Annotated in this window: 11 protein-coding genes; 5 read left to right on the forward strand and 6 right to left on the reverse strand. The window is 65.0% G+C overall.

Features of this window, described 5'->3' with window-relative positions; all coding sequences use genetic code 11:
* Positions 1 to 71: 71 nt before the first annotated feature.
* Positions 72 to 3,581 carry a S41 family peptidase gene (locus F8G81_RS08890; protein ID WP_267278623.1) on the forward strand — a complete coding sequence of 1,170 codons (3,510 nt, stop codon included), beginning with the start codon at positions 72 to 74 and terminating at the stop codon, positions 3,579 to 3,581.
* 150 nt (positions 3,582 to 3,731) lie between these two features.
* On the opposite strand, the gene F8G81_RS08895 is transcribed toward F8G81_RS08890, so the two are convergent.
* The 5 genes from F8G81_RS08895 to F8G81_RS08915 all read right to left on the reverse strand — a co-directional run bounded on the left by F8G81_RS08895 (position 3,732) and on the right by F8G81_RS08915 (position 9,953).
* Positions 3,732 to 4,160, reverse strand: a complete 429-nt coding sequence (locus F8G81_RS08895; protein ID WP_267278624.1) for an OsmC family protein — start codon at positions 4,158 to 4,160, stop codon at positions 3,732 to 3,734.
* Positions 4,161 to 4,329: 169 nt separating this feature from the next.
* On the reverse strand, positions 4,330 to 4,680 hold the full coding sequence (locus F8G81_RS08900; RefSeq protein ID WP_267278625.1) for a hypothetical protein: 351 nt from the start codon (positions 4,678 to 4,680) through the stop codon (positions 4,330 to 4,332).
* Positions 4,681 to 4,871: 191 nt separating this feature from the next.
* Positions 4,872 to 6,665, reverse strand: coding sequence for a 2-oxoglutarate dehydrogenase, E2 component, dihydrolipoamide succinyltransferase (gene sucB, locus F8G81_RS08905; RefSeq protein ID WP_267278626.1), 1,794 nt, complete (start codon positions 6,663 to 6,665; stop codon positions 4,872 to 4,874).
* Between the two features lie 126 nt (positions 6,666 to 6,791).
* Positions 6,792 to 8,174 carry a dihydrolipoyl dehydrogenase gene (gene lpdA, locus F8G81_RS08910; RefSeq protein ID WP_267278627.1) on the reverse strand — a complete coding sequence of 461 codons (1,383 nt, stop codon included), beginning with the start codon at positions 8,172 to 8,174 and terminating at the stop codon, positions 6,792 to 6,794.
* A gap of 252 nt (positions 8,175 to 8,426) precedes the next feature.
* The gene (locus F8G81_RS08915; RefSeq protein WP_267278628.1) at positions 8,427 to 9,953 is read right to left on the reverse strand and encodes a leucyl aminopeptidase; all 1,527 of its coding nucleotides are present in this window, start codon (positions 9,951 to 9,953) and stop codon (positions 8,427 to 8,429) included.
* 258 nt (positions 9,954 to 10,211) lie between these two features.
* On the opposite strand from F8G81_RS08915, the gene F8G81_RS08920 reads away from it, so the two are divergent.
* The 4 genes from F8G81_RS08920 to F8G81_RS08935 all read left to right on the forward strand — a co-directional run bounded on the left by F8G81_RS08920 (position 10,212) and on the right by F8G81_RS08935 (position 15,498).
* The gene (locus tag F8G81_RS08920; protein WP_267279172.1) at positions 10,212 to 11,150 is read left to right on the forward strand and encodes a proteasome assembly chaperone family protein; all 939 of its coding nucleotides are present in this window, start codon (positions 10,212 to 10,214) and stop codon (positions 11,148 to 11,150) included.
* 72 nt (positions 11,151 to 11,222) lie between these two features.
* Positions 11,223 to 12,572, forward strand: coding sequence for an MFS transporter (locus tag F8G81_RS08925; protein WP_267278629.1), 1,350 nt, complete (start codon positions 11,223 to 11,225; stop codon positions 12,570 to 12,572).
* Between the two features lie 83 nt (positions 12,573 to 12,655).
* Complete coding sequence (locus tag F8G81_RS08930; RefSeq protein WP_267278630.1) at positions 12,656 to 13,912, forward strand: DUF4192 family protein; 1,257 nt, start codon at positions 12,656 to 12,658, stop codon at positions 13,910 to 13,912.
* A gap of 275 nt (positions 13,913 to 14,187) precedes the next feature.
* Complete coding sequence (locus F8G81_RS08935) at positions 14,188 to 15,498, forward strand: RNA polymerase sigma factor (protein WP_267278631.1); 1,311 nt, start codon at positions 14,188 to 14,190, stop codon at positions 15,496 to 15,498.
* Positions 15,499 to 15,681: 183 nt separating this feature from the next.
* Here the strand turns inward: F8G81_RS08935 and F8G81_RS08940 are convergent, their stop codons facing one another.
* The gene (locus tag F8G81_RS08940) at positions 15,682 to 15,903 is read right to left on the reverse strand and encodes a DUF7455 domain-containing protein (protein ID WP_267278632.1); all 222 of its coding nucleotides are present in this window, start codon (positions 15,901 to 15,903) and stop codon (positions 15,682 to 15,684) included.
* Between the last annotated feature and the right edge of the window lie 7 nt (positions 15,904 to 15,910).

The raw sequence follows: 15,910 nt of genomic DNA on the forward strand, positions 1-15,910 counted from the left end.
ACCATCTCACCATGCGGGGCGCCACCCCGGCACCTCCCTCGGGGCCTTCGCGATTTGACTATGATCGAACGATGACCTCTTCGAGCTACCTCCGCTTTCCGCATGTCCACGGTGATCTGGTTACTTTCGTGGCCGAAGACGACGTCTGGATTGCGCCACTGGGCGGCGGCCGTGCCTGGCGGGTATCCTCGCTCCAGTTGCCCGCCCGCAATCCCCGCTTCACGCCCGACGGCAAGCGGCTCGTCTGGACCGTGGTCCAGGGCACGGCGCCTGAAGTGGTTACGGCGAAGGTCGACGGCGGCGGTTACCGGCAGCTGACCTATTTCGGGCACAGCACCACCCGGGTCAAGGGCTTCACCGCCAACGGCTCCGTTATTGTGACAAGCGCCTTCCGCCAGGCTGAAAGCCGGCACACCTATGCCTACAGCCTCCCGGTTGATGGCGGATGGGCTGAGGAGCTTCCTTTTGGCCCCGTTGAATCCGTCGCCTTTGGACCGGAAGTCGGCGACGAGCGCCCCGTAGTCCTGGGCAGCGTTCTCTCCCGCGAACCTGCCTGGTGGAAGCGCTACCGCGGTGGCACATCCGGCAAGCTCTGGATCGACACGGACGGCAACGGGGAGTTTGAGCGCCTCGTTCCGGAATTGGACGGAAACCTCACGGACCCCATGTGGGTGGACGGACGGATTGCGTTCCTCTCTGACCACGAAGGGTACGGAAACCTGTACTCCGTCAAGCCAGGCGGAGAGGACCTGCGCCGCCACACCGACCATGAGGATTTCTACGTCCGGCACGCCTCCACCGATGGCCAGCGGATCATTTTCGAATCGGCCGGCGAGCTGTGGCTCCTCAACGACCTTGAGTCAGAAGCCCTACGGCTGGACATCTCACTGGGTTCGGCCTCCCAGTCCCGGCGGCCGGGCCTCCTGAAGGCCTCGCAGCACCTCGGTGCGGTGGTTCCTGATGCCACCGGGTCCGCGAGTGCTGTTGAGGCCCACGGAACGATCCACTGGATCAGGCACAAGGACGGCCCGTCCCGCATCGTGGAGGCCACCCCCGGCGTCCGGGCCAGGCTTCCCCGGCCGCTCGACGGCGGCCGGCTCGCCTACATCGCCGACCACGACGGTGTGGAAGCCCTCTACATCAGGGAGATCGCCGCCCCGGTCCCCGGCGTCCCAGGCCCTGCCCGCGGGCAGGCTCCCGCGCCCGTTACGCCCGCGGCCCCACCAGAAGGGGCGGACGCTGCGCTTCCCCGTCCCGTCCCGGCGGCCAGCAACACAGGCCAGGCGCACGCCAGCCAGGTTGTTCCCGTTCCTGACGATTCACGGGCCGATGTTGCCCCGGACCCGGCAGAATCACCGGCGGATGCGCAAGAGCCGCCGGCAGCCGCCCGCATCGACTTCCCGAAGCCCTCACGCGCCAGCGCCATGGAATCAAGCCCGGACGGCCGTTGGCTTGCCGTGGGCACCTCCTTTGGCGACGTATACGTTGCGGACACCACTTCCGGGACGCTGTCACTGGTAGCCAGCATCGGCGAAGGCACCATCGCTGAACTGGGCTGGTCGCCGGACTCCTGCTGGCTGGCCTGGTCCGAGCCGGTCACGTCCTTCGGCTCCAGGAGCAGGCTGCGCCTTGTCAACGTCTCCAAAGCCGACGGCGGCGTGGTTGACGTTACCGACGGCCGCTTCTGCGACACATCACCCGCTTTCACCCCGGACGGAAAGTTCCTGGCCTTCCTGTCCAACAGAAGCTTCGATCCGGTCTACGACGGACACTCGTTCGACCTGTCCTTCCCCAGCCCCATCAAGCCTTACCTGGTGGCCCTGGCGGCAGACACTCCATCCCCGTTCGGTCCGGCCGTTGACCTCGACGGATCTGAGAACGGATCTGAGAACAGATCTGACAACAGCGGGGGTGCTGACAGCAGTGAAGAAAAGGGCTCCGGGGACGCCGTTGCCGCAATGCGGGTTGATCCTGAGGGCCTGGCCCACCGCGTGATCGGCGTCCCGGTGCCACAGGGCAACTACACCGCTCTGAAGACCACTGAGGGGGCACTGCTGTGGCTGGACTGGGCGCTCGCCGGGGTGACAGGTGACGGCAAGGCAAGCCAGGATGACAAGGACGCCCTCCCCAGCCTGGTGCGGTATGACCTTGCCCGGCGCAAGTCCTCCACTCTGGTAGAGGCACTGGCCAGCTACCGGCTCTCGGGGGACCGCAAGAGGGTGGTGCTGGTCCACGACAAGCAGGTGATTGTGGTGCCGGCCGACGCCAAAGCCGATGAAGACTCAGGTCAGGTGGTCAAGGTGGACCTTGGCAGGATCAGGGTCATGATGGATCCGCTCAGCGTCTGGGGCCAGGCCTTTGAGGAGGCCTGGCGCCTGCAGCGGGACTTCTTCTGGGCTGAAGACATGGCTGGCCAGGACTGGGAGTCAGTACACAAGCGCTACAGGCCCCTGGTGGACCGCCTCGGATCCCACGACGACCTCATGGACCTGCTGTGGGAACTCCACGGCGAGCTGGGGACGTCGCACGCCTACGTAAAGCCCGCGCCGGTCACTGAAAATGGCAGCAACGGCCAGGGCAGGCTCGGCGCTGACCTCGCCTTGACGCCGGCAGGCTGGGAAATCACCCGCATCCTGGCCGGTGAATCCTCCGATCCGCTGGCGACCTCACCCTTGACCCGTCCGGGGGCGGGGGCCAAGGCCGGTGACGTGCTGCTGGCCATCGACGGAGTGCCGCTCTCGGATTCCGTCACCCCTGCGATGCTGCTGGTAGGCGCGGCCGGCCGTGCAGTGGAGCTCACCCTCAGCAACGGAGCAGGGCACGGAACAGAGGCAGGCAGGCAACGGCGCATCGCTGTTGTCCCCATTAAGGACGAAGAACGCCTGCGCTACCAGGAATGGGTTGCCGGCAACCGCCGGACAGTCCGGGAAGCGTCAAACGGAACGTTCGGATACCTGCACATCCCTGACATGATGGCCAACGGCTGGGCGCAGCTCCACCGTGACCTGGACACGGAGACGGCTTTGGATGGGCTGATTGTCGATGTCCGCCGGAACCGCGGCGGACACACCTCACAGCTGGTGGCCGAACTGATCGGCCGTAAGGTGACGGGCTGGAGCATGCCCCGGGGAGAACGGCCCAGGACCTACCCGCATCATGCTCCCCGCGGTCCGGTCATCATCCTCGCTGATGAATTTGCCGGGTCCGACGGCGACATCATCACCCAGGTATCCAAGCTGCGGGGGATCGGGCCCGTCATCGGTACCCGCACCTGGGGCGGCGTGGTGGGCATCGACAACCGGTTCTCGCTCGCTGACGGTACCGGGGTCACCCAGCCAAGGTACGCGAACTGGTTCACCGGCGGCGTTGGCTGGAGCGTGGAGAACTATGGCGTGGACCCGGACATCGAGGTGACGTACCCGCCCCATGCCTATGCCGCTGGCCGCGACCCGCAGCTCGAGTACGGGATCGGCGCACTCAAGGAAATGATCCAGGAACTGCCCACCGACAGGCCGCCGGTCCGTGAGGGTTACCGCAGTCTCCGGCCCGCCCCGCTCCCGGCCCGCAAGCCAGCGCTCTAAGGCCAGGAAGCTACAGCCGAAGCGACGGAAAGGCCCCGTTTCTGCCCCTGATATCAGGGGGAGAAACGGGGCCTTTGTGCTGCCTTGGCGCTATTGCCGTGGCATCAGCGGCGGACGGCCGCTAACGCCACCGCTTCGCGTGTTCGCTGATCAGGACTGCAGCGTTGCGTCCAGGGTGATGTCGATGCTCGCGAGTGCTCCCGAAACAGGGCAGCCGGTCTTCGCCTCACCGGCGATTTTCTGGAATTCTGCTTCGTCGATGCCGGGGATCCGTGCGGACACGGTCAGGTGGCTGCCCGTAATGCCGGTCCCGGGAACGAACGTGACGTCAGCCTTGGTGTTGACCTCTTCCGGTGCGTGACCGGCCTGGGCCAACATGTTGCTGAACGCCATGGAGTAGCAGCTGGCATGTGCAGCGGCGATCAGTTCTTCCGGGCTGGTCTTGCCTTCGGCGGCTTCGGTGCGTGCCTTCCAGGTGACGTCGAAGGTGCCGAGGCCTGAGCTGTCCAACGTGGTCTGGCCGGAACCCGTCATCAGGTCGCCGTTCCATACTGTGTGTGCGGTGCGTGTTGCTGCCATGTCCACTCCTCAAAAGGTCGATTCAGTCCGGGGCAGGCCGCAGCCTCTCCCCGCCGGTTTCAATCCTAGGGAGTTCACCGCACACTCGCACGGGTTGTCCGCTCTCAGTGGATTGTGACCGCACGGCATATTCACATGTGCGGTCGGGACCGGGGAAATAGGCGGGGAATTAGTTCCAGAGCGTGGCAATTGCCACGTTGAGGAGGGCAAGGCCACCTACGCTGTGAGCGAGTCCCTTGCTGATGGGTTCACCCTTCCTGTACTTACGGCTGCCGATAAAGGCCAACACCGCAACGGCAAGGCCGATAGCCAACTTGATCCCCAGTTTCATGTAGTTGGCGTCCATGTCCAGGGCCGGGATCAGTCCCATCATCACCACGCCCGTGATGACCTGGGTTGCCGCGCCGTCGAACTGGCGTGGGTGGACCGTGGGCTTCTTCATGTTGCCGATCCAGATCCCCACCACCATGGCAGCGCCGACAATGTGGAGGAAGACCATGACGTTATACAGGATGTCCATGGACCTCAGTCTAGCCAGACGTTCTACGTCATGTAGTAAGACCCGCGTTGCCGGCAGGCGTTTTTTCCGCTGCCGAAGCGGGCATCATCAGAAACACCATTAAAGGACGACGGCGGCGCAGGCGTTCCGGTGGTTTCCCACTGGCAGCCTGCACCGCCGTCGTTCACTTTTTTGTTCGGTAAAACCTGAGGTTAGAGGCCCAGGTCGCTTTCGAACGCGCCTTCTTCAAGGCGGGCCTTCAGCGTCTGGAGGAAGCGGCCTGCATCGGCCCCGTCCACCAGGCGGTGATCGTAGGTCAGGGAGAGGTACATCATGGACCGGATGGCGATCGAATCGTCACCGTTTTCGTCGGAAACAACGACGGCACGCTTGACGATGGCGCCGGTGCCCAGGATCCCCACCTGCGGCTGGTTGATGATCGGGGTGTCGAACAGGGCCCCGACCGAACCGATGTTGGTGATGCTGAACGTTCCGCCGGACAGCTCGTCCGGTCCGATCTTCCCGCCGCGGGTGCGGCCGGCAACGTCCGCGATCTTGCCGGCCAGGCCAGCCAGGTTCAGGCTTCCGGCATCGGTGATCACGGGCACCAGGAGTCCCTTGTCCGTGTCCACGGCAATCGCCAGGTGCTCGGCGTTGTGGTACGTGATCTCCTGCTTGTCTTCGTCGTAGGCGGCGTTGAGCTTCGGGTGCTGCTTCAATGCCTCGGCGACGGCCTTGGCAATAAACGGCAGGAACGTGAGCTTGACGCCGTTCTGGGCCTGGAACGAGTTCTTGGCCTTGAGGCGCAGCTTGGCGATCTTGGTCATGTCCACCTCGTGCACCTGCGTCAGCTGCGTCGAGATTTCAAGGGATTCACGCATGCGCCGGGCGATGACCTGGCGGATGCGCGGGGCCTTCTGCACTGTGCCGCGCAGGGACGAAGCGGCGGGAGCGGCGGCGGCCGGGGCGGCGGGTGCCGAGGGAGCAGCAGGGGCAGCGGCTGAAGCGGGCGCAGCCTTTGCCTCTGCGGCTGCGAGGACGTCCTGCTTGCGGATGCGGCCACCCACACCGGTGCCGGTCAGGGAGGAGATATCCACACCCTGCTGGTTCGCCAGCTTGCGGACCAGGGGAGTGACGTAACCGGAGTCGGAGCCGTTGGCAGCAGGCGCGGCGGCAGGTGCCGGAGCGGCAGCCGGCGCGGGAGCAGCAGCAGGTGCCGGAGCAGCAGCGGGTGCGGCTTCCTGCTTCGGTGCCTCCTGCTCAGGTGCTGCGGCCTCAGGTGCTGCGGCCGGGGCCGCAGGCGCTGCGGGCGACTCCTGCTGCGCTTCCGGAGCCGGGGCTGGTGCGGCGGCCGGGGCTGCGGCACCGGAACCGATGACGGCCAGAACGGAGCCCACCTCGGCGGTTTCATCCTCATTGACCCGGATTTCCTGAAGCGTTCCGGCCACGGGGGAGGGGATCTCGGTGTCTACTTTGTCAGTTGATACCTCAAGCAGCGGCTCATCAACCTCAACGGAGTCGCCAACGGCCTTGAGCCAGCGCGTCACGGTGCCTTCGGTGACGCTCTCGCCGAGAGCAGGCAAGGTGACCTCGTGGCTGTCGCCACCGGCAGCGGGTGCCTGCGGTGCTTCTTCGGCAGGCGCGGCGGGGGCTGCCGCTTCAGCCGGAGCAGCGGGGGCTGCCTCCTCGGCAGGAGCAGCAGGAGCTTCTGCTTCCGCCGGAGCAGCAGGGGCTGCTGCAGCAGCAGGGCTGGTGCCGTTGGATCCGGAACCGTCGCCGATGCGGACCAGGGGAGCGCCCACTTCGGCGGTCTCGTCTTCGGCAACGAGGATTTCCTCGATGACGCCGGCTATCGGAGAGGGGATTTCGGTGTCTACTTTGTCGGTGGAAACCTCGAGCAGCGGCTCGTCCACTTCTACCCGGTCACCTACCTGCTTGAGCCAGCGGGTGACGGTTCCTTCGGTGACGCTCTCACCGAGGGCGGGCAAGTTAACGGATTCAGACATGTCGTCCCCGTTCTCCTTATTGATCTTTAGTGCGGATGATTGCTGCCTTGTTGAGCTTAGTCCACCCGGCAGATCGTGCCGGGTGGACCAAGCTCTGGTGTCTTGCGGTAATGCGGGGGCGGAAAATTAGCCGTGGAGGGCTTTGCCCGCGAGTGCCAGGTGGGCTTCGCCCAGGGCCTCGTTCTGCGTGGGGTGCGCGTGGACCAGCTGGGCCACGTCCTCCGGGTAGGCTTCCCAGTTCACGATGAGCTGGGCTTCACCGATCTGCTCGCCCATGCGGGAGCCGATCATGTGCACGCCCACCACGGGGCCGTCCTTCTGGCGGACCAGCTTGACCAGGCCGCCGGTGCCCAGGATGGAGCTCTTGCCGTTGCCGGCGAGGTTGTATTCCTGGATTTGGATCTGGTCGTCGCCGAACTTTTCCTTGGCGGCCTTCTCCGTGTAGCCGACCGTGGCGATTTCAGGCTCGCAGTAGGTGACCTTGGGGATGTTGACGTCTTCAACGATGACGGGCTTCAGGCCCGCGATCTCCTCGGCAACGAAGATGCCCTGCTGGTAGCCGCGGTGTGCGAGCTGGACGCCGGGGACGATGTCACCCACGGCGTAGATGTTCCCCACGCCGGTGTGCAGGCGCTCGTTGGTGATGACGAAGCCGCGGTCAATGGTGACGCCGGCTTCTTCGTATCCGAGGTTGGCCGTGACGGGGCCGCGGCCAACAGCGACCAGGAGGAGCTCGGCGTCGAACGTCTGCCCGTCCACCAGGGTGACCTTGACTCCGGAGTCGTTCTGCTCGACGCCCTGGAAGAAGATGCCGGTGGAGAACTTGATGCCGCGCTTCTTGAAGGCACGCTCCAGGTTCTTGACGATGGCGGTGTCCTCGTTGGGAACCAGGGAGGGCAGGCCCTCGACGATGGTCACGTCAACGCCGAAGGACTTCCATACTGAGGCGAATTCGACGCCGATGACGCCGCCGCCGAGCACGATCGCGCTCTTGGGGATGTAGTCCATGGTGAGGGCTTCGTCGGAGGTGATGACGCGTCCGCCGATTTCCAGTCCGGGGAGGGACCGGGAGTAGGAGCCTGTGGCCAGGACGATGTTCTTGCCTTTGTAGGCGGTGCCGTTCACTACAACGGTGTCGGTGCCCTGAAGCTTGCCTTCGCCTTCAATGACGGTGATGCCCTTGGACTTGATGAGTCCCTGCAGGCCCTTGAACTTGCCGGCGACGATGCCGTCTTTGTACGCGTTGACGGCGTTGATGTCGATGCCGTCGAGGGTGACGTTCACGCCATACTTGGCGGAGTCACGGGCGTGGTCGGCCAGTTCGGCCGAGTGAAGCAGGGCCTTGGTGGGGATACAGCCGTTATGGAGGCAGGTGCCACCGAGTTTGCCCTTCTCGACGAGGCCCACGGTGAAGCCAAGCTGAACGGCCCGCAGGGCGGTGGCGTATCCGCCGCTGCCGCCACCGAGTACCAGGATGTCGAATTCTTGCGCAGTTGCCTGATCGGCCACTTAAACGCTCCCTCGCGTGAACGATGACACGAGCGTGCACGCATCATCTGGTCTTGGAACTTGTACTGCCGAGATTATGCCAGCAGGCAGGTTCTCTTTCATTTGTGACTACCCGGTTCACCTTAGCGAACCACTTATCCATGCTCCACCTTGCAACCATGTTTTGTGGAGCGCTTGTGTCCAGTGTCACGCGGCTTTGTGTTCAACGGATCATTGGGCTGTCACAAAGCCGCGCAACACTCGACAAACAGGTCAGGCGGCAGCGGCCAGGAGGTCCTCCACGTAGGCCACCAGGGTGCGGACAGTGCTGCCCGTTCCCTGCTTGTGGGTGTAGCCGTACGGGCTGCCGTTGTTAAAGGACGGCCCGGCAATGTCAATGTGTGCCCAGGGGATCTGCTCGCCGTCCTTGCCCTTGCCTACAAACTCGCGCAGGAAAACGGCGGCGGTCATCATGCCGCCGTGGCGTTCCCCGATGTTGGCGAGGTCGGCCACCTGGGAGTCAAGGCTGGGACGCAGTTCCTCCGGCAGGGGCATGGGCCACACCAGTTCACCTGCCCGGTCTGCCGCAGCCTTGAGCGGAGCCGTGACGCTGTCTGATCCCATCACTCCGGCGGTCCGGTTACCCAGCGCAATGAGCTGCGCCCCGGTCAGGGTGGCGACGTCGATGATGGCGTCCGGGTATTCCTTGCTCGCTGCCACCAGGCCGTCGGCCATCACCAGGCGCCCTTCGGCGTCGGTGTTCAGGACCTCGACTGTCTTGCCGCCGAACATGGTCAGCACATCGGCAGGCCGCGAAGCGGCACCAGAGGGCATGTTTTCGGCGATGCACAGCCAGGCGGTGGCCTTCACCTGCAGCCCAAGGCCGGCGAGCGCCAGCACAGTGTTGAGGACGACGGCGGCACCCGCCATATCGCTCTTCATGTCACCCATGTTCAGGGCCGGCTTGATGGAGATGCCGCCGGTGTCGAAGGTGATGCCCTTTCCGACCAAAGCGATTTTTGCCGTTGCCTTGGCAGGGGCGTATTCCACCTTGACCAGGCGCGGCTGGCGGGTGGAACCCTTGCCCACGCCCATAATCCCGCCGAAGCCTTCCTTCTCGAGGCGCCGTTCATCCCACACGGTGACCTTCACGGGGAGGCCCTTGGCCAGTTCCTTGGCGGCCTCGGCGAAGGACTCCGGGTACAGGTGGCTCGGCGGCTGGTTAACCAGGGACCGGGTGGCGTTGACGGCCTTGCCGATCAGTGCCGCGCGGGTCAGGGCGGCATTGAGTTCCTTGTCCCCCGCAACTTCGGTGAAGATCACCGCGTTGCGTACGGGGTCCTTCATGCCGTTCTTGGAGGTCCGGTACTCAGTGAACGAATAGGCGCCCAGCGCTGCACCCTCGGCGAGCGCCGCGACGTCGGCGACTCCCGCCGTCGGAAGCGCAATGACAACAGTGGCAAGGCCGGCCAGTTGGCGCACTGCGGAGCCTGCGGCCCGGCGGAGTGCTTCCTCTTCCAGCACGCCGTCCGCCCCCACTTTGCCCACGCCGGCCAGGACCAGGACGCCGGCGCCTGTCTCCGGCAGCCCGGGAAGCCTGACGACCTGGTCCGCTGCGCCCGTGACACCGAGGGCCTTTAGTGAGTCAGCAACCGCCTCGGCGGACTTGGCTGCCAGGGGATTGTCGAGGAGGACGGGCCCATCAGGTCCCTGTCCGACGCCGATGACAACGGCGTCGGACGATGCCTTCCTGAGGTCCCGTGAGAGGGTACTAAGGTTAATTTCGGTATTCTTGACCACCGGGTCAGTCCTCAATTCTCGAAAGATTGTTCGGGCAGGAAGCATGTTAGGCGCGCTGCCATGGAAACCCGGCTGCCGTCGGGTTGGGACGCCGCCGGGATGTCTGCGAAGCCCGTTGCCAGGCCAGTTTCGATCGTAGCCGGTATGGGCGGCGGCAGCGGAATCTTTGGAGACCTGCGCCACACCACCACACGGAATGCCCGGGCGCCCGGCAACGTTGTAAAAGGTATCCACCCGAATCCACGAAAGGAACATCCCGTGCTTGAACGGATTTCCGGCTCCCTGCTGGACCCCGATGCGCTCTACGCGAGCAACATCGAGTTGTTCCACAGCCCGGCGCTCCGCGGGCTGAACCTGGTGATGGGCTTCACCGGGTTTGCCGATGCCGGACATGTGGTCAAGCAGATCAATGCCGAGCTGCTGGACACCCTTGATGCCGAGCCGGTGGCAGTGTTCGATGCCGACCAGCTGATCGATTACAGGTCCCGGCGGCCCCACGTCTCCTTTGTGGAGGACCACCTGCAGGACTACCAGGAGCCCCGGCTGGCGCTGTATCGGCTGATTGACGGCCTCGGAAATCCGTTCCTCCTGCTGGCCGGGTTCGAACCGGACCTTCAATGGGAGCGGTTTGCCCGTGCTGTTGTTGGGATTGTGGAAAAGCTGGACGTGAACCTGGTGACGTGGACCCATTCCATTCCCATGCCAGTTCCGCATACCCGCCCGGTAGGCGTCACTGTCCACGGCAACAGGCCGGAACTGATCGAGGGCATCTCGGTGTGGAAGCCCACCGTGGAGGTCCCGGCGGCTGTCGGCCACATCCTGGAACTCCGGCTGGTTGAGGCAGGACGAAACGTGGCGGGTTACGTGATCCACGTTCCGCACTACCTGGCTGAGGCGGAATACCCCACGGCCGCAGTAGCGGGCCTGGAATACCTTGGTGCCGCAACGTCCCTGATGCTGCCCACGGACAGGCTCCGGGAAGCGGGCCGGGAAGTCGGACGCCAAATAGCTGAGCAGATAGACGCCTCCGAAGACGTCCAGCAGGTGGTGTCACGGCTGGAGACCCGCTACGACGAGAAGGCTGAGGGCACTGTCCGCCGGTCGCTCCTCGCTGACGAAAACGACGAACTGCCCAACGGCGACGTGCTGGGGGCTGCGGTTGAGGCTTACCTCGCCAGGGAGAACCCTGCCCAGTAGGCGGGGGTCAGTGCACCGCCGCAACGCAGGCCTATGCCCGGGCCGCCGCCCGGCCCGGGGCATAATAAGGGAGTGACTGCACCCCGGGCCTGGCTGATTTGGACCATCGGAATCTTCGCGTATCTGGTGGCCGTCACGCAGCGGACCTCGTTCGGTGTTGTGGGTCTTGAAGCCACCGAGCGGTTCCACGCCAGCGCATCAGCGATCTCCTTCTTCACCGTGTTGCAGCTCCTGGTGTACGCCGGGCTGCAAATCCCGGTTGGCCTCCTGGTGGACAGGTTCGGCTCCCGGGCTATGATTGCCGGCGGCGCCCTCCTCATGGGGCTCGGCCAGCTGCAGCTTGCCTTTGCAGACAGTATCCCGGGCGGCGTTGCGGGCCGTGTGCTGGTGGGCGCCGGCGATGCCATGACCTTTATTTCCGTGATCCGGCTCATTCCGCTGTGGTTTGCCCCGTCCCGCGTGCCGCTGGTGACGCAGCTGACGGGTATGTCCGGCCAGCTTGGACAGCTGTTCAGCGTGGTCCCCTTTGCCCTGGTCCTTCATTTCTCCGGCTGGACACCGGCCTTCCTGATGCTGGCAGGCATGTCCGGAGTCGCCGTCGTGCTGGTCATTATCCTGCTGCAGGACGTCCCGCCCGGGACGCCGCGGCCGCAGGCGCAGCAGGGCCTGCGCGCCACCGGTGTGTCGCTTGCGAGGGCATGGCGCCAGCCTGGCACCAGGCTGGGACTGTGGAGCCACTTCACCATCCAGTTCAGCGGCACGGTGTTCGCCATGACGTGGGGATATCCCTTCCTGATCTCGGCTCAGGGCCTGGACACCGGGACTGTCGCTGGACTTATGGGGCTTTACGTGGCGGGCGCTTTGGCCGTGGGCCCGTTTATTGGCCGGTTTGTCTCCAGGCACCCGCTGCGCCGCTCCACCCTGGTCCTGCTGATCGCTGCCGCCACGGCCGCTGCCTGGGCCGCGGTGCTGCTCACCCCCGGCCGTTCCCCGCTCTGGCTTCTTGCCGGGCTGGTGGTGGTGCTCGCGATCGGCGGGCCGGGTTCGATGATCGGCTTCGATTTCGCCCGGACCTTCAATCCCGCCCACCGGATCGGCACCGCGACCGGCATCGTGAACGTGGGCGGGTTCATTGCGGCCCTGATATCGATTTTCCTGATCGGGCTTGTGCTGGACATTCTCCATGCCAGCGGGTTCTCCAACGGAGTTCTCTATGGCCTGGAACCGTTCCGGCTCGCCCTCAGCGTCCAGTTCCTGGTTCTGGGATTCGGTGCGGCCGCCACACTCGTGTGCCGCCGGAAGGTTCGCCGGCAGATGGCGGCGCAGGGGGTTGTTGTCCCTCCGCTGCTCCGCAGCCTGGCCGAACAGCGGCGGGCAACCCTGGCCCAGCGGCGCCAGGGCTCGCGGACTCCCGAGGACTGACACTTTTCCTCCACAGCATTGCCTTGTGCACATGGCGCAGATTGATTGTTCCGCGCTGTTGAACGTGCGCCAAAACTGGAGGCATGACACCTCCGGAACACCTGACAGTCCAAGGCCCTGAAGACGTCCTGGGGTTTATCCCGCATTCCCTGGGGTACTGGCCGGCCGAAAGCCTGGTGGCCATGACGCTCCAGGGCAAACGGCTGGGGGCAACACTTCGGCTGGACCTGCCCGGACCTGGAACCCTCGCAGACCCGCGGGAGTTCGCGCGCACCGTTCGGGATTATCTCCGGGCGGACCAGCACGCCGATGCTGCCTTGCTGGTGTTCTTCACCAATGACGGCTGGATGGATCTCCCGCACACCTGTACCTACACCGGGCTCCTCGCGGCCCTGCAAGCCGTCTTGGGCACATCCGGGATGCCGGTCCGGGATGCCTGGTACGTAGGGGACAGGTACTGGCGCGATGCGTACTGCTCGGATCAGTCGTGTTGCCCCGTGCCCGGCCGGCCCATCGAGGAGATCCGGGACAGCAGGCTCAACGCCGAGATGGTGTACCGCGGCAGCAGTGTGGGGCCTGCCCCGGATCAGCACGCCCAGCAGCCTGGCTCCGTTTCTGCCGAAGCTGCCGCCTCCCTCCTGGCAGCGGAAGAGGAATGGTCCAGCCAACTGGACCCGCGCCGGGGGAGCCGCGCGCAGTTTGAGGCGGTCCTGGGGTTCTGGGCAGGATTGCTGGACTCTGTGCCGGGTGATGCGCTTCCGGAAGCCCACCTGGCCTTTCTCCGCGCATCGCTCCGGGCGCCGGCATGGCGGGACGCGGTGCTGGTGATGGCGGCCGCAGGGGCTGCCACCGCCCAGGAGGGGGCCGGCCATTTCGGAATTTTCGACGCCGGGTGCCTCCTTGCGCCGGTTGGCCCAGATCCTGCAGACCCGTCCTCCCCGCCAGGCAATGCCCCGCTGACCGCCGGGACGTCGGCTGACATTTCCACTCAGGGCTCCCGCGCTGCAGGCCCTGACCTGCCCGGATACGGCGAAGTCCTGCTCGGAGTGAAGCCTGTCCTGCCGGACTGGGGCAGGCTCAACAGCCTGGACCGCATCCTGGCGAGCCTCCCCATATACGGAGGGCAGGCAGCGGCTGCCGCCCTGACAGGACGCGGGTGGATCGCCTGGTGCCGGGGCCGCGGATCGTATGCGGCCGCCTATCTGGGGCAGGCGCTCCAGGTGGAGGCGGAGTACAGGCTGGCGGAACTGATGCTGGAACTGGTGCGGCGGGGCACACTTTGCGGCTGGGCGGCACGGAAGGAGGCGGCCTGGCAAAGGTTCCAACCGGACGCGGCCTAGCACCGTTGGCGGGGCTACCGTTCGGTAGCCCCGGGCGGCACCGGCATGAGGTCCTGTTTGGGAAAACCATGAGACAATGGATGCCGAGACCCGGTTGGGTCCGTGAATCAAGTGCAGGTAATGGCACCCTGACGGGAACATTACAGCCGCCCCGGCAGTTCTACTTGTAGACTCTGCCGGCCGTGGTTGCACCTGATGTTCATCACGGACTTGACAGGGTCATAGTGGTGTTGCCCGTATGGTGATTCCACAGACCGCCGCTAGAAAGGTTTTCTGTGACCCCGTCTTCCGCGAAGAAGGAACCCGCCGCCCAGGACGATTTGTCCTCTGAGGAGAAGCTGGCTGCAACGAACGCCAAGCGGGCAGCCAACACTGCCGTCAAGGATGCCGCCTCCGGTGATGCCGGCACGGCTGGCAAGCCTGAACCCAAGAAGCGCGGGCCCAAGCCCGGCGCCAAAGCTGCTGCCGCGGCCGCCGGAAAGTCTGCACGCGCTGCCGACTCCGATGACGAGGACGAGGTTGAGGAAGACCTTGACGACATCATCCTTGAAGGCGCCGGCGACGACGGTGAAATCGACGCCGCCAAGGCCGCTTCCGCAGCCACGGGCAAGGGATTTGTCTACTCGGACGCCGACGACGACGACGCCCCGGTCCAGCAGGTCATGTCAGCCGGTGCTACGGCTGACCCCGTCAAGGATTACCTGAAGCAGATCGGTAAGGTTGCGCTGCTCAACGCCGAGCAGGAAGTTGACCTGGCGCTGCGGATTGAGGCGGGCCTCTTTGCCGAAGAGAAGATCAATGCCGATGACGGCTCCATGGATCCGAAGTTCCGGCGCGAGCTTGAATTCGTCATCCACGATGGCAAGCGGGCCAAGAACCACCTGCTGGAAGCCAACCTCCGCCTGGTCGTCTCGCTGGCCAAGCGCTACACCGGCCGCGGCATGCTCTTCCTTGACCTGATCCAGGAAGGCAACCTGGGCCTGATCCGCGCCGTGGAGAAGTTCGACTACACCAAGGGCTTCAAGTTCTCCACCTACGCCACGTGGTGGATCCGCCAGGCCATCACCCGAGCCATGGCCGACCAGGCACGCACCATCCGCATCCCGGTGCACATGGTCGAAGTCATCAACAAGCTGGCCCGCGTCCAGCGGCAGATGCTCCAGGACCTCGGCCGCGAGCCCACGCCCGAAGAGCTTGCCCTGGAACTGGACATGACTCCGGAGAAGGTGGTGGAGGTCCAGAAGTACGGCCGCGAACCGATTTCGCTTCACACGCCGCTTGGCGAAGACGGCGACTCCGAGTTCGGTGACCTTATCGAGGACTCCGAGGCCGTTGTTCCTGCCGACGCCGTGAGCTTCACGCTTCTGCAGGAGCAGCTGCACTCCGTGCTGGACACACTCTCCGAGCGTGAAGCCGGCGTGGTGGCCATGCGGTTCGGCCTCACCGACGGACAGCCGAAGACTTTAGACGAAATCGGCAAGGTCTACGGAGTCACGCGCGAGCGGATCCGCCAGATCGAATCCAAGACAATGTCCAAGCTCCGCCACCCGTCGCGGTCGCAGGTGCTGCGGGACTACCTGGACTAGGCACTGGACCAAGGCACGGCATCAGGCAGCGCGGGGTCACCCTCCCAACGGTCCCAGTCCGTGGGAAGTGGGGCCCCGCGTCCTATTTTGCAGGGCTTTGGGCGGCAGGCAGTGAACTGTTGCTTAAACAATCAGGACCCCTCCAGTGGAGGGGTCCTGATATGTAGTAGTCAGTCGGTGAAATCAATCGATTTCGACGGGTGCCTTCTCGTGAAGCCGGCCCGTCTCGTCGTGCCAGTCGGAGCTCAAGGGCTTGAGTGTTGCCTCGACCGCACGCGAGTGGTGGCCGCAGAAGAGCAGCTCACCGCCGGAGGACTCGAGTACAACCCGGACATATGCCTGAGCTCCGCAACGATCGCACCGGTCCAGTGCGTTGAGTGTGCGGGCTGCCACTGCTGTGGTCATATCGGCC

Source organism: Arthrobacter sp. CDRTa11, from assembly GCF_026427775.1.
GTDB lineage: Bacteria > Actinomycetota > Actinomycetes > Actinomycetales > Micrococcaceae > Arthrobacter.